The organism is Fimbriimonadia bacterium, from assembly GCA_039961735.1.
Classification (GTDB): Bacteria; Armatimonadota; Fimbriimonadia; order Fimbriimonadales; family JABRVX01; genus JABRVX01.
The window spans coordinates 90,347-103,820 of record JABRVX010000002.1; the positions used below are offsets into that span (position 1 = coordinate 90,347).

General features: G+C 61.8%; 11 protein-coding genes. 1 reads left to right on the forward strand and 10 read right to left on the reverse strand.

Annotated features, from left to right (window positions below):
* Positions 1 to 28: 28 nt before the first annotated feature.
* From HRF45_00630 to rlmN, 8 genes are all read right to left on the reverse strand, one after another.
* Positions 29 to 2,047 carry an S-layer homology domain-containing protein gene (locus tag HRF45_00630; GenBank protein MEP0765035.1) on the reverse strand — a complete coding sequence of 673 codons (2,019 nt, stop codon included), beginning with the start codon at positions 2,045 to 2,047 and terminating at the stop codon, positions 29 to 31.
* 263 nt (positions 2,048 to 2,310) lie between these two features.
* On the reverse strand, positions 2,311 to 4,320 hold the full coding sequence (locus HRF45_00635; protein ID MEP0765036.1) for an S-layer homology domain-containing protein: 2,010 nt from the start codon (positions 4,318 to 4,320) through the stop codon (positions 2,311 to 2,313).
* A gap of 154 nt (positions 4,321 to 4,474) precedes the next feature.
* The gene (gene ruvX / locus HRF45_00640) at positions 4,475 to 4,906 is read right to left on the reverse strand and encodes a Holliday junction resolvase RuvX (protein ID MEP0765037.1); all 432 of its coding nucleotides are present in this window, start codon (positions 4,904 to 4,906) and stop codon (positions 4,475 to 4,477) included.
* 11 nt (positions 4,907 to 4,917) lie between these two features.
* Positions 4,918 to 6,390 carry a DUF3084 domain-containing protein gene (locus tag HRF45_00645; protein MEP0765038.1) on the reverse strand — a complete coding sequence of 491 codons (1,473 nt, stop codon included), beginning with the start codon at positions 6,388 to 6,390 and terminating at the stop codon, positions 4,918 to 4,920.
* Positions 6,391 to 6,441: 51 nt separating this feature from the next.
* Entirely contained in the window at positions 6,442 to 7,575 is a 1,134-nt protein-coding gene (locus HRF45_00650) for a YjgP/YjgQ family permease (protein MEP0765039.1), read from the reverse strand.
* Positions 7,575 to 8,291 carry an LPS export ABC transporter ATP-binding protein gene (lptB, locus tag HRF45_00655; GenBank protein ID MEP0765040.1) on the reverse strand — a complete coding sequence of 239 codons (717 nt, stop codon included), beginning with the start codon at positions 8,289 to 8,291 and terminating at the stop codon, positions 7,575 to 7,577. Before lptB ends, HRF45_00650 begins: the two co-directional genes overlap by 1 nt.
* A complete protein-coding gene (locus HRF45_00660; protein MEP0765041.1) occupies positions 8,288 to 9,427 on the reverse strand; it encodes a hypothetical protein in 1,140 nt (379 codons plus the stop codon). Before HRF45_00660 ends, lptB begins: the two co-directional genes overlap by 4 nt.
* Positions 9,424 to 10,476, reverse strand: a complete 1,053-nt coding sequence (gene rlmN / locus HRF45_00665) for a 23S rRNA (adenine(2503)-C(2))-methyltransferase RlmN (GenBank protein ID MEP0765042.1) — start codon at positions 10,474 to 10,476, stop codon at positions 9,424 to 9,426. Before rlmN ends, HRF45_00660 begins: the two co-directional genes overlap by 4 nt.
* Before the next feature lie 200 nt (positions 10,477 to 10,676).
* On the opposite strand from rlmN, the gene HRF45_00670 reads away from it, so the two are divergent.
* Positions 10,677 to 11,285 carry an aminoacyl-tRNA hydrolase gene (locus tag HRF45_00670; protein ID MEP0765043.1) on the forward strand — a complete coding sequence of 203 codons (609 nt, stop codon included), beginning with the start codon at positions 10,677 to 10,679 and terminating at the stop codon, positions 11,283 to 11,285.
* A 66-nt stretch (positions 11,286 to 11,351) separates the two neighbouring features.
* On the opposite strand, the gene HRF45_00675 is transcribed toward HRF45_00670, so the two are convergent.
* Both HRF45_00675 and HRF45_00680 read right to left on the reverse strand, forming a co-directional pair.
* Positions 11,352 to 12,344 carry a redoxin domain-containing protein gene (locus HRF45_00675; protein MEP0765044.1) on the reverse strand — a complete coding sequence of 331 codons (993 nt, stop codon included), beginning with the start codon at positions 12,342 to 12,344 and terminating at the stop codon, positions 11,352 to 11,354.
* A 51-nt stretch (positions 12,345 to 12,395) separates the two neighbouring features.
* Positions 12,396 to 13,427 (reverse strand): ATP-binding cassette domain-containing protein, encoded by a 1,032-nt coding sequence (locus tag HRF45_00680; GenBank protein ID MEP0765045.1) that lies wholly within the window; start codon positions 13,425 to 13,427, stop codon positions 12,396 to 12,398.
* Positions 13,428 to 13,474: the final 47 nt, after the last annotated feature.

The window sequence follows — 13,474 nt, forward strand, 5'->3', positions numbered from 1 at the left end:
GAGGCCGGGGCCGTTTCAAGCGAATGCCTTAGAACTTGATCGAGAACTGGGTGAAGAACAGGCCGCTCTTCGCGTTCACGTTCGGGTTACCCGGCGTGTTGAAGAAGCTATCGCCCGTCTTGTTCTTGTAGTCGAGGATCTGGTAGCCGAAGCGCCAGGTCGTGTTCTCGCCCAGGTCGTAGGTCAGATCGGCGGTGTACCAATGCTCGTCGATCTTGCCGCTCTCGAGCTCGAACCTGGTCTCGTCCAGGTCCCAGAACACGCCCTCCCAGCCGAGACCGAGATGCCAGTTCTCTGCGAACTTGAACCCGATACCGGCCTGGATGCGATTGACCTTGTCATCCTCTGAGATGCCGAACACGGTGCCGCCGAAGTCGGCCCGATCCGAACCGGTGTAGAACTCACCGGTTGCATAAAGGCTGATGTCGTCGTTCACCCTAAAGTCCACGCCGGCATGGAAGCCCTTGATGTCTGTCGGGTTGTTCCAATAGCCGATGCGACCCCACGAGCCGGGACCGCCGTACCAGGGGCCGATCTCACGGTAGCCGGCGAATACATTGAACCGATCGCCTGCGTACCTGAGAGCAGCGTCCCACAGCCAGTTGTCCTCATCCACCTGCGAGTCATCGTTCTGGAAGTAGTCCGACTTCGCGAAGTAGCCGTTGAGGCGGAAGTTCTTCGCAAACTCGATGTCCAACTCACCGCCCCAAAGCTGGAGTCGGTTGAACGTGAACGCAGGCAGTACGCCGTTGGCGGCGCTTGCCGTGTCCGGGCCGTCCAGTAGGTTGTAGGTTGCCCGGGCGGTTCCGATGCGGCCGAGATTGACGCCGACCTCGGCGCCGAGGATAGTGTCCACGACCATGAGGCCGGGAGTGTAGTTGCCGGGGCGGGTTCCCACGCTCGGGATGACTGTGGTGTTACCCACCCACATGTCGTACACGCCGCTGTTGAGCGCGGAACCTCGATTGCTGACCTTGCCACCGTAGAAGCCGAGGCTGAAGTTCGACCAATCGAAGTCCACTGAACCGCCGTCAATCATCCAATCGCCGTTGTCCCAGCGATCGGAATCCCAGTAGTAATCCACGTCCTGTCGCTTCAGGATGTACGGATTGATCTGGTGACCGATGCGGCCCAGACGAAGGTTGACTGGTGCGCCGAACCAGGACGAATTCCATGCAGCCTCGAAGCGGTGCAGCCACACGTCGGTGTTGCCCTCTTCTTTGCGGCCGGCACCGGCGAACTGCGTGGTCATGTTGCCACCCTCGAAGGGAAGCAGGTTGCCGACCACCAGCTCGGCCGTCATGTTCACGTCCCGGCCGTAGGTGCCGGAGAAGATCAAGCCCAGCTCGTGCATCACGTGGAGGTCGCGAGTGACGCCCACAGGATCGCCCGATAGGTCCGCGCCGACCCACGCACCGTTCCAGTCCACACCGATCTCGTGGTCGCGGCTGTGGCCTGCGCGACCGCCGATGTCCACGGTACCGTGGATGTCAACGGCGGGCTTGCGCGCCTCCAGCGCGGCAACGCGATCCTCGATGGAGCGGAGGTCCTTCTTCATCGCCTCGACGTCTACGCCGAGCGATGCGAGGTCCTGCTCGAAGGTGTTCATCAGCTCGCGAAGCGCGTCAATGTCGTTCTTCCAGTTCTTCATCCCGGAAAGATCGTTCTTGAAGGCTTCGAGCTGATCGCGGAGAGCCTGGAGGTCCGCCTTGCTGGCGAAGTCTCCCTGCGTCCCGCCGCCTCCCTTAGGAAGCGCGTCGATCTGCCTCTGCAGGCCGTCAATCCGGCTCTGGAGGCCATCGAACATGTACTTGAGCTTCTGGTACGCAGCGTTCATGGCCACTGCAAACTCGTAGCGGCTCATGGGACGTGCGCCCCGGAACATGCCGTCCGGGTAACCCACCAGGAGACCGTCGTTCTTCAGGGTCTCCAGGGCCTCGTAGGCCCAGTGGTACTCGGGGACGTCCGGGAAGTTCTGTGCGGTGGCGGGAATATAGAGCCCAGCCATCAGCACTACGCCGAATAAGTAACTCAGCGTTCGCTTCATCCGTTCTCCTCCTTGAGGTTTTCAGTACCGCGGCCGGTCACGGCCTGCCTCAACGGAACGGCGGAAGCCTTCCGAGGTTTCCTTCGCACCTTGCTCCGTTCCGGCAGCGGACCGCCGACTAACGATCATCAATGTCAAATGGTCGGTCGAGTCTTGCTGGACTCGTTCCACAGGTACAACTTGCACTATACCCCGTTCGCTGAGCCCTGTCAATCGAACGGGGCTCGTGCCGTCCACTTAGACGTTCTCCGCTCGCAATCGGGTCAGAACTTTACGCTGAACTGGCTGTAGAACAGGCCACCGTCGGCCCTTTCCGTGCCCACTCCGGGCGGGTTCAGGAACGAAGACCCGGATTTGTTTCGGTAGCTCGTGACCTGATATCCGAGCCTGAACCGCGTGTCCTTACCCATGTCGTAGCTGAACTCAGCCGTATAGTAATTCTCGTCAACGTCGCCGCCCCCGAACTCCAGGTCCGGGCGATCGGCGAACTTCCAGAAAACTCCTTCCCAACCGAGAAGGAGCGACCACCGGTGGTTGATCGGCCACTGCAGGTACGCGGCCAGCGCCGTGATGTCGTCCTCGTTCATCAGGCCGATGGAGTGGCTTCCGCCGGCATCGCTGAGCAACTCGGTTCCGGTCAGGAACTGGCCGGTCACCCAGATGCCTGCACCGTTCGCCAGCCTGTAGTGGCCCCAACCTCCAAATCCCTTTACGTCGTTGGGGTTGTACCAGTAGCCCAGACGGTCCCAAGAGCCTGGGGCCGAGAACAGCGGGGCGACGAATCGGTAGCCGAAACCGAGCCACCACTTGTCGCCCTCGTGGTACTCCAGAGCGAAGTCGTAGGCGTAGTTGTGTGCCGTCTGGACCGAGTGGTCGTTGTAGTACAAGTCCGAGTCTGCGAGTGCGCCGTAGAAGGTGAGACGGTCGGTCAGGTTCAGCACCGTGTCCACCCCCATCACAATCTGACGGTTGAACGGACTATCCTGTTGGATGCCGTTCCCCGACTCCTCGCCGTCCAAGATCAGGTACTGCGCGGCGACGTGGCTGTTCTTCGGCAACGTGTAGGTTGCCTCGACACCGACATGGCGGTCCACTGCAAGGACGCTCGCATCCACGTTGCCGGGCCGCTCGCCGAACTCGAAAGCTCCGAACAGTCTGCCGACGCTCATCTGATACAGGCTGCCGGACTGCACGCTGCCGCGTCGCGCAGAGCGTCCTCCGTGGAACGCAAGCTCCACGTCACCGAGGCCGAACGTGAGGATGCCCCCGTCGAAGTACCAGTTGCCGTTGTCCCAGCGCTCGATGTCTATGTACGGGTCGGGGTCGATGCGGCTGAATGCCAGGTAGTTGGAACTCCCGAAGCCGAGACGACCGAGACGCACGCTCATCGGAGCGCCGAACCAGCGGTCTTCCCACGAAGCTTCCAACCGGTGCAGGAACAGGTCTGTAGGGCCTTCTTCGCGGCGCTCTCCCGGGGTCAGCACGGCAAAGCCGCCCCCTTCGTAGCCGACCAACGTGGAAGCGAGCAACTCCGCGTCCATTCGAGCGCGTCCGAACTCACCGCTAAGGCTCAGCCCGGCTTCGTGCATCAGGTGCAGGTCCTCGGGGAGCCCGACCGGGTTGCCGGAGCCATCGGAACCGATCAGGTTGCCCGACTGGCTGACACCGATTCGCCCGTCTCGGCTGTGGCCACCGAAGCCGATGACGTGATACTCGCCACCGATGGCGATCGGGGGCTTGCGCTGTTCGAGTGCCGTCACCCGGTCTTCCAGCGAGCGGAGGTACCCGCGTATCTCCTCTACGTCCATACCGAGCGCCGCGAGGTCTCCCTTGAACTCCTCGGTCAGCCTCTTGATCGCATCTATGTCGGCGCGATAGGCGCGCACATCACCGATCTGCTTTCGTAGCCCCTCGAGCTGGGTCTTCATCTCGTCGAGTTCGGCCTTGGTGACCTCACCCTTCGCTCCAGCGGGAGGTTTCCACTGGGCGAGTTGTTCCTGGAGCCGCGCGACGCCCCGCTCACGAGCTTGAAGCAGGTCGCGCAGGTTTCGGTAAGCGCGGCTGGTTGCAGCCGCGAACTCGTATCGTGTGAGGGGTCGTCCGCCTCCGTAGGTACCATCGGGGTATCCCGCGAGCACGCCCGAGGCTTTGAGTTGCGCGATGGCGTCGTACGCCCAATGATGCTCGGGCACGTCTGGGAATTGCTGGGCAGTGGCGGGGACACCCCCAAAGATCAGTGCGAGTGCGCACAGAGCGAAGAGTCTGGCGTTCATCCGGTCCCTCCTTGGACGCTCAGCGCGCAGGGCGGCGGCTCGTCCGATTCTCCGCACTCGCCGGGTCCCCCGGCGCCGAGAGTGGTACAGCCAGGTGGCTGGGCTGTCAGCCCGCTGTTCGCCCGGTAGTATAACGGAGAGAATTGGCCCTTGTCTACGCCTTCTCGGGTGCCCGGTTCTCCTCTGCTGTGTTGCGCAAGACGTCTTCCGCCAGAACGAGTGCGGCGATGTCGTCAATCGGCTCGGGCGGAGAGAGCAGTCCCTTCGGGACGAACCTGCGCCAGCCCCGGCGCGGCGTCAACTCCCAGTATCGTCGCTGTGCCCGCTCGGTGGAGTGCTTCTCGTCTACGACAAGGATGCCGGATTCGGGCAAGCGCGCCTCGATTGCTCGGACGACCGCCCGCGAGCCCGTACCACCTCCAACGACCAGGACGTCGGGCTGGGTCTGCTCCACCATTTCAGCAACCGTGTCGGCGAGTCGTCCGATTTGTACAACTTTTCGGTCGAGAACTTGTACTGGCTGATCGTCTTCGACACGGGCGACGGCGATTCCGCACTTGTCGGTTCCTGGGTCTACCGCGAGCACGACAAACTTCTTCAGAGCCTGTTCACCCCAAAAAGCAGTTCCAATCGGTCCGCCGCTCGCGTCTCCGACTTTGCTACTGCGGTCACATTAACCATCTTCCCGGCCTTGCGGATGCGCTTGATCAGGTCCAGCAGCGTGCCGTAGGTCACCTCGCCAATCGTCTCGCCCCGTCCCGCGATGGGGACCATACCGCGTTCCCGCGCAGTCGTGGCCAGGTCGTCTCGCAGGAACTGGACCAACTCGCCCATCAGCTGCTCGTCGGTGTGCTGATTGTCCAGTTGGACCGAGGCTACCGTTTCTCCCGCATGGAACACCACCGGGTTCGGCAAAATCTCGAGACCGACGACGAGGGGCTCGCCCGCCACGGTGTTGACGGCGGCCGAGGCGATGAGTACGGTGTCTCCGGGCGTATTGACAAGTGCCTCGGCCATCGCTTCCGTCACCTTCTCGACAGGGATGCGAACGAGGTGTCCCTGGTCGCTCAGAGCGAAGCTGTCCAGCATCGTCACGTAGTCGCCATCCGGACCCGGAGACGCACCCTCCTGTTTTGCCACTTCTCGCGCTCGATCCAGCAGGGACCTTATCTTGAGCACGTTGTCCGCGATGTCGCCGCCGCCCGTCACCGGCAGTCGCGCGACCTCCCTTCCAATGGGGAACAGGATCGGCTCGGTGCGGAACTTGATTGCGGTTCGCCCGAATGCACCCGTTGCAGCCGTAAGCTCTGCTCCCAGCATGCCGAGGCGCGATGTGAGGTCGGCCACCTCCCCTTGCAGCTCACTCCGCGTGCGCTGAAGTTGCTCCCTGTCCTTCTCCAGCGCCAGGTTCTCCCTAGCTAGGACTTCGTTCTGCTTGGCGAGTGTGTCGGTCTCCTCGCGATAGGTGGTCAGTTGGCCAGAGAGGGCCTGCACGTCGGCAGAGAGCTTTTCTCGTTGTGCAGTCAGTTCTCGGACCTCGGCGCTGCGCGCATGAAGGTCCTGTGTGGTTGCGGCAAGGTTCCGCTGCGCTGCATCCAGGTGCTTCTCAATCGTTTCGTTTCGGGCCCGAAGCGCAGCCTGCTGCCGAGTGGCAAGATGCAAGCTTCGTTCGATCCGCCGCCTGTCGCTCTCGGCCTCCCGAAGCGAGTTCTTTGCGGTCTCCAACGCGCGGTTCGCGTCTCGGATGGCAGCACGTAGATTGTCCAGTTCCTCCGTCGTCTGCTCTAGCTCTGTGGTGAGACGACGGAGCTCGGTAGTCTTCTCCCTCAGCTCGGCCTTTCGAGTCTCCAGGTCGCGCACCGTCTCGACACCGCGAAGCACCCATTCGCGATGTTCTTTGCTCAGCGTGATAACACTACCAAGTGTGACGGTGAAGATGAAGCAGCCGGTTAGTGTGGTAACCAGCACGGCAGTCCGCTTCGGTCGCAAGCCGAAAACGGTTAGCCGTTTCTTGCCCATCCTGCGACCCAACGCGTCCCCCATGTACGCGATGAGCCCGCATATCAGCATAATCCCTATCCAAATAGGCCATTGATACATCCGTGCGCCCCAGTCTGCTTGTTACCTACTCCGATGAATCAGTAATCCCACTGCGAAAACGAGTCCGACGATGTTCGCGCCGAAGCTGGCGAGAATGGGCTTGATAGCGCCTCCCTGACCGAGTACTGCCATGTAGCTGGACAACAGCCAGTACCCGAAGATGATCACTAGCGCGATGGCGAATCCCACCGCATTGCTCGTCCGGGACTGACGTATGCCCAGCGGCGCCCCCACCAGCGCGAAGATCACCGTCGCAAGTGGGTATGCGATCTTATTGTAGAACCCCATCTCCAGATTACGTATCGCCTCTGGCCCCTCTGCACCCACGCGCTTCATGTCGGCGATCTTTTCGAGGGTGGCCTTCATGTTCGTGGCATCCGGGTCCCGAATCGTTTGACGCTCCAAGTTGCGGAAGAGTGACTCGAGCTTGAGCGATGGACCGGACAATGGCACTTCGAGCGCTTCGAGATACCGCTGCTCTGGTCCGTCCTCCTTCGGTAGGAACATCGTCACCCTGCTCAGGCTTAGCGAAGTGCCGCCTCGATATACTGCCTCGGTGGCGTAGAGATACATGTCCGGTTTGGCACTGCCCTTCGGGTAGTGGATGATGTTCGTCCCCCAGAACGTACGACGTGCGAAATCGGCATCACGCGATACGACGATGTACTCGATGCGCCTGCCGTCGTAGATGGGAAACGAAGCGAAGTTCAGGGGGTTCTTCTCGAGCTGCTCCAGAATCGCGAACTTCAGGTTGTGCGCTCGGACGGCACAGGGCGGGACCAGATACTCGGTCAGTGCTATAGCCAAGATGCTGACCCCAAGTCCCATGTATGCGATGGCTCGAATCACGCGCCACAAATTGGCACCCACCGCGAACAGCGCAGTCGCCTCGCTATCGCCCGACATGCGTCCGGTGGCCAGCAAGGAGGCGAGCAGCATCGCAGCGGGCAACGTCTTCGTCATCATGCCCGGCAGCAGCATCAAGCTCATCTCGACGACCATGAGCGGGGCAACACCCCTCACCACGTAGTCCGTCAAGGTGAAGAGGTAGGTGATGGACATCCCGAGCATGGAGAACAACGCTACACCGAAAACGAAAGGGCCGATGATCTCGCGGAGCATCAGAGCGTCTGAAAGGGGCAGGCGCAAGCGCACTAGTCCATGCTCCCGCCGAGATAGTGTTTGCGCACCATCTCGTTCTCCACCGCCTCGTCCGGAGTGCCGTGGAAGATAATGTGACCGTCCACCAGGATGTACAACCGATCCGTTATGCGGAAAGTCGCCGAGACGTTGTGATCGGTGATCAGCACGCCGATCCCGTCCTCTCGCAGCCGACCGATGATCTCCTGAAGCTCCTCGATGGTCTTTGGGTCAATACCAGTGAAGGGCTCGTCGAGCAGGATGAACTTCGGTTCGCACGCCAGGGCGCGGGCAATCTCCACCCGCCGCCTCTCACCGCCCGAGAGCTTCAGTCCGAGGTGCTTTCGGAGTTGAGTTATGTGTAACTTTTCGAGCAATTCTTCCGCTTTTCGCAGTCGCTCTCGGTGCGACATCGGCCGCATTTCGAGAACCAACAGCAGGTTCTCGAGGACCGAGAGCTTGCGGAATACAGAGGCTTCCTGCGGTAGGTAGCCCATCCCATGGCGAGCGCGTCGGTACATCGGCCAGCGCGTTACATCCTGTCCGTCTATGAACACCCTGCCCTCGTTGGGACGCACCGCGCCGACGATCATGTAGAAGGTGGTGGTCTTCCCGGCGCCGTTCGGCCCGAGCAGCCCGACGACCTCGCCTTGGGCGACCTCTACGTTCACGCCGCAGACGACGTCTCGTCCGCGATACGCCTTCCGCAGCCCCTGGGCGTGAATCCTCATTCCTTTCGTGCGCCCCCGCCTTTGGGAATGCCCGAGCTCTTGCCGGTTCCCGTTCGACTAGTCAACTCCATTGACAGGACGCGGTTCGTGGCGGGGTCGAATGTCACCACGCACTCGTCGGCCTCGTTCTGCAGGCCGGGATCCTCGAAGCGCTCCGGATCCCTAATCGTCGCCAATACTCGACCGCTGAGCGTCAGCGTTCCGGCTTTCCGGTCGTAGACCGCCTTCTCAGCGGTGCCTGTCACCGTCGTCGGCTTGGCGCTCGGTGTCGTTCGCAAGGCGGTATCAACGTAGGTCAGTGCGTACTTCAGGCGACCGGTGGCAGTAGCCCTGAGCAGCACGAACTCGCTCTGGCTCCCCTTCGGCTGTCGGCCGATCACCGCCTCGATGGTTTCTGCGGACACGTCCACGCCTTGCTCCGAGGCCACCAGCCTTGCGGGCTTGCCCTTGCACACAGCGGCAATCTCGTCCATGTTGGCGAGATCGATTCGGAATGAAGTGAAGTCGCTGAGCGTTACCGTGCCGTATTGCCTAACCTGCTGCTGTGCGCCCATCACGGCAACGGCCGCGCCGAGCATCGGCACGAGCGCGGTCTTGAGCGTCATCTGCGCCTCCTTGGCATCCATCCAGACTTGTCCGACGGCAGTGTCGGCAAACACCACGTCGCACTTCCCTAGGTAGAAATCGCCTTGTCGAACCTCAACGTTCCCGGCGGCGATGATGAGGTCCTGCTTGCTCCGCCACTCGAGCCGCTCGGCAACGAGCTCGGTCCGGTGCAGCTTGCTTCCGAATCGCACTCCGCCGCTACAAGACACGATTCCGGACGTCGCATCGGCATCGCCCGCATTCGCTTCCACCCAACCGACGAGCTTCCCTTTACGGTAGAAGCCACCCTGAAACTCCTCGAAGCTTCCTTTGGCCCCTGCATCGGAGACGCTTACCGAGCCGCTCTTCACGGACAATTTCCAGACGGGTCTTCCTTCGTTGTCGAACTTCTCTGCAACGCCCTTCTTGAAGCTGCCCGTGTCGTCGCCGATGGTGGGTGGCGGCTTGACCTCTCGCCTAGCTCCGTGCCTGTCCGAACCTCCGCATCCGGCCAAAGCAACGGCGATCCCGAGGAGGATGCCTATCCTCATGACGCCTCGGATCGAGTTGGTGGAAGCGCCAAACCGAGTGGGATAGGCTTCCCTTGGTGTCTGCCTTTGAGCTGGCCACATGCGGCGTCTATGCCGTGCCCCCGCTCTTTGCGTTGCGACACGTTCACGCCATGCTTCTCAAGCTCCACCCGAAACGCATGGACCCTGCGCGAATCGGGCCGACGATAGCCATGACCGGTGTCCACGTAGTTGAAGGGTATGAGGTTGACCAAGCACGGGAAGCCTTTGACCAGCGAAGCGAGCCGCCGCGCTTGCTCCAGCGTATCGTTCTCGCCCGCGATCATCAGGTATTCGAAAGTCACTTTGCGCCCGGTCTTCTCGGCGTACTCGCGTGCCGCCAGCATCAGCTCGTGCACCGGCCACTTGCGGTTCACTGGCATCAAGCGCTCTCGGACCGAGTCGGTCGGGCTGTGGAGCGAGATGGCCAAGTTGATCGGCAGATCCGCCTCGGCGAGCTCCCTGATCTTCGGGACGATGCCTACGGTCGAGACGTGCATTTTCCGGTAACCGATGCCAAGCTCGTCGTGAGCGATGCGGAGCGCGGCCAGCACGGCGTCGAGGTTGAGCAGCGGCTCACCCATTCCCATTACGCCCACGTGGTCCACGCGCTTGCCCGTGACGTGCTGCAGGTGCAAGATCTGGTCTACGATCTCGCCCGCCGTGAGGTTGGTGGTGTAGCCCCCGAGACCCGTCGCGCAAAAGGTACAGCGCATAGGACAGCCCACCTGGGACGAGACGCACGAGGACATCCACTCATCCGTCTCCAACGCGACGGCCTCGATGCCCTCGCCGCGCGAGGTGTTCAGTAGCAGCTTGGTCACGCCGTCCGTGGACACCTGCGTGCTGACATGGGTAAGCGCGGAGATGCGATACCTCTCTGCCAGGCCTTGGCGCAATCTCGCAGGCAGGTTGGTCATCTCCTCGAAGCTCCGCGCGCCCTTTCGATACACCCACTCGGCGATCTGTCCGCCGCGGTACGGCGGTTCCCCGAGTTGCTTCGCCGTCTCGCGCAGTGTGCGAGTATCCATGCCGACGAGTGGCGGCAGGGAAGTGTTGGCAATCGTGACGGTGGTCAAGGGCGGTCTCCTGGCCGTGTCGCCCGCGGGGTCCGGCGCCGCTGAACTGCAGCCGACGCTGCGTCTCGGGGTAACTCGGCTAACGAAGTATACCGGGGCGAGAAGGAGCGAGTTCCGAGAGGGATGGCCATCCGCACGGGTAATCTTCAGACATGCTTTTCGGTAGGCGTGGCACACCGGTCGAGCAGCCGGAGTGGCTCATCGTAGGGCTAGGCAATCCGGGGATGCAATACAGCCACACCCGACACAATATCGGCTTCCGCGCAGCCACTCTATTGGCCGAGAAACACAAGATCAAGCTCCGCACCCGCAAGTTCAAGGCCCTATATGGCTTTGGGAAGATCGAGAACACCCCGGTGGTGATCGCCCTCCCGATGACCTACATGAACCTTTCGGGCAACGCGGTCCAGCCTCTCCTCCGACACTACGACCTAGGTCCAGATAGGCTGCTGGTGCTTGCCGACGATCTGGCACTGCCGCTTGGGCGAATTCGTATCCGGCAGCGGGGCTCCGGCGGTGGACAGCGCGGCCTAGAACACATCATTCAGACGCTGGGGACCCAGGAATTCGCCCGGCTGCGCATCGGAATTGACCCTGCCAACCCAGGGCAAACCGTGGAGCATGTGCTGAGCGCATTCCACCGGGACGAGCAGCCCGTGGTCAAGGAGGTCTTGGAGCGCGTGGTCGCCGCCGTGCGAATGTGGCTCCGAGACGGCCCCGAGCGCACGATGAACGAGTTCAACCGCAGAACCGAGAGCTAACACGTCTCTGCGGGCGAAGGTCAGGTGGAGCCGCCCCCCCTCATCGCCAGGAAGACTAATGCCGGTCTACTTCTTCGCGGCCCTCTTGATTGTGCATCCGAAAGACTGAGTCTCCGCCTGGGGCACGGGCCTGCCCTCCGCAACTGCCAGGAGCGTGTCTCGAAGGTAGTTCTTCGTAACTTTCGAGGGCTCCGTCTGATCGTCAATCGCCCCGCGATAGATGAGCTTCCGTTCCGGGCTCAGCAGAATCACCTCGGGCGTGCGAGACGCACGAAACATGTCCGCCACGCGGGACTCCCGGTCTATCACGATGGGAAACTTCATGCGACCAGCCATCTCTTTGATCTGAGCGTCGGGGTCGGTTGCGTTGGAGTTCACGCCGATGATCACGAACCCTTTGCCAGAAAACTCCTCGGCGATTGCGTTCATCCGGTCGTCGTACGCCCTGCTGACGGGGCACATCGGGGAGACGAAGAGAATCAGAATCCCTTTCTCCGCCTTGACCTCCGATAGCCGCCACTCCTTGCCAGATGCCTCCTGGAGCTGAAAGTCCGGCAGTCCGGCCGCCTTCTCCACGAACGCCAGGATCTGCTCCGCATCCTTTGCAGGGTCCACCTTCTCGAACACCTGGGCGACCCGGCCGTCCGGAGCTATCACGATCGTAGTACGTGAGGCGACTCCGGCCTTCGTCATGACGCCGTATGCGGTGGCTGCCGTCCCGTCTGGGTCCGCGAGCAGGGTGTGCTTCAGCCCTTCCTTGTCGCAGAACTGCTTTTGGTCCTCTACGGTGTTCACGCTGACGCCGAACACGCGCACCCCCAGCTTCTCGAAGGCGGCGAGGTGCTGCGAGAGCGAGCGGTTTTGCACTGTGCATCCGCTCGTCATGGACTTCGGGTAGAAAGCCAGGGCGACCCAGTTACCCCTGAGCTGCTTCAGCGAGTGCATGGTACCGTTCTGGTCAGGAAGTTGGAAGTCCGGGGCGGTGTCTCCGACGTTCGGGACCGCACCTACACGCATAACGCCGCTCGCCAGCACGGCGGCTACCAGAGTTCTCAGCATGTTCGAGAATCCCCCCGCAATCTGGATATGCGCCTGTCGCGCTTTAGAGTCCTACGACTCGTTCGGCCCCGGAGTGTCCGATTCGGGCCCGTTCGCGCCAGGAAGGGTTTTTCCACCGCTGAAGATCTCGGCAATTACGTCCTCTACGGATGGTTCGGCAATCGTGATGTCCGAGACGGGCAGAGCCGCCAATACCCCCGCCGCCGCTTGACTCGTCTCGCCTCGTGGCACCTCGATGTCCGCGGCGTCCTCCGTGTGACGTACCACGCGCCCGAACCGGCCCAAGTCTTCCGGGGACACAGCTCGGTCGAACTGCAGCTTGAGCAACCGATGGCTGCCGTAGGATTTTAGGAGCTTGCCCAAACGGTCATCGTAGAGAAGTCGCCCGTGGTCGATGATGAGTACCCGATCGCATAGAGCCTGCACGTCCTGCATGTAGTGGCTGGTGAGCAGGATAGTGGTGTGGTCGCGGCGATTGGTCTCTAGTAGGAACTCCCGTATGCGCTTCTGCGAAACGAGATCGAGCCCAATGGTGGGCTCGTCCAAGAACACCACCTTTGGCCGGTGGAGCAGCGCGGCGATCAACTCGCACTTCATCCGTTCACCCAATGAAAGCCGTCGGACCTGGGTGCGAAGTTTGTCCGTGACCTGCAGTGCCTCCGCCAGCTCGGTCAGTCGCACCTTGAAATCGGCCTCGGACACCTCGTAAAGCTCCTTGTATAGGCGCAACGAGTCGTAGACGGCGAGGTCCCACCAAAGCTGCATCTTCTGCCCCATCACCAGCGCGATCTGGCGCAGCATCCGTGTGTCGCGCTTCCACGGAGTGTAGCCGAGGACGGATGCCTCGCCCGATGAAGGGAACAGGATGCCGGTGAGCATCTTCAGAGTGGTAGTCTTGCCCGCGCCGTTCGGACCGAGAAACCCGACCAGCTCGCCCTCCTCGATGCCGAAACTGACGTCTTGCACGGCCTTGACTTCGAACTTCTTGCGGGTGACCAGGCTCCGGAGGGCGCCCAGGGTCCCGGGCTCCTTCTTGTGGGACACGAACGAGCGGCAGAGGTGCTCCGCGACCACCACGGGCATAGCCGGAAGTGTACCTGGGGGCACTAACCTCTGGTGCCGACCTAGGC

Coding starts and splice junctions, on each gene's coding strand:
- HRF45_00630 (MEP0765035.1), bottom strand. CDS start 2,047: ATGAAGCGAACGCTGAGTTACTTATTCGGCGTAGTGCTGATGGCTGGG.
- HRF45_00635 (MEP0765036.1), bottom strand. CDS start 4,320: ATGAACGCCAGACTCTTCGCTCTGTGCGCACTCGCACTGATCTTTGGG.
- HRF45_00645 (MEP0765038.1), bottom strand. CDS start 6,390: ATGCTGATATGCGGGCTCATCGCGTACATGGGGGACGCGTTGGGTCGC.
- lptB (MEP0765040.1), bottom strand. CDS start 8,291: ATGAGGATTCACGCCCAGGGGCTGCGGAAGGCGTATCGCGGACGAGAC.
- HRF45_00660 (MEP0765041.1), bottom strand. CDS start 9,427: ATGAGGATAGGCATCCTCCTCGGGATCGCCGTTGCTTTGGCCGGATGC.
- rlmN (MEP0765042.1), bottom strand. CDS start 10,476: ATGGATACTCGCACACTGCGCGAGACGGCGAAGCAACTCGGGGAACCG.
- HRF45_00670 (MEP0765043.1), top strand. CDS start 10,677: ATGCTTTTCGGTAGGCGTGGCACACCGGTCGAGCAGCCGGAGTGGCTC.
- HRF45_00675 (MEP0765044.1), bottom strand. CDS start 12,344: ATGCTGAGAACTCTGGTAGCCGCCGTGCTGGCGAGCGGCGTTATGCGT.
- HRF45_00680 (MEP0765045.1), bottom strand. CDS start 13,427: ATGCCCGTGGTGGTCGCGGAGCACCTCTGCCGCTCGTTCGTGTCCCAC.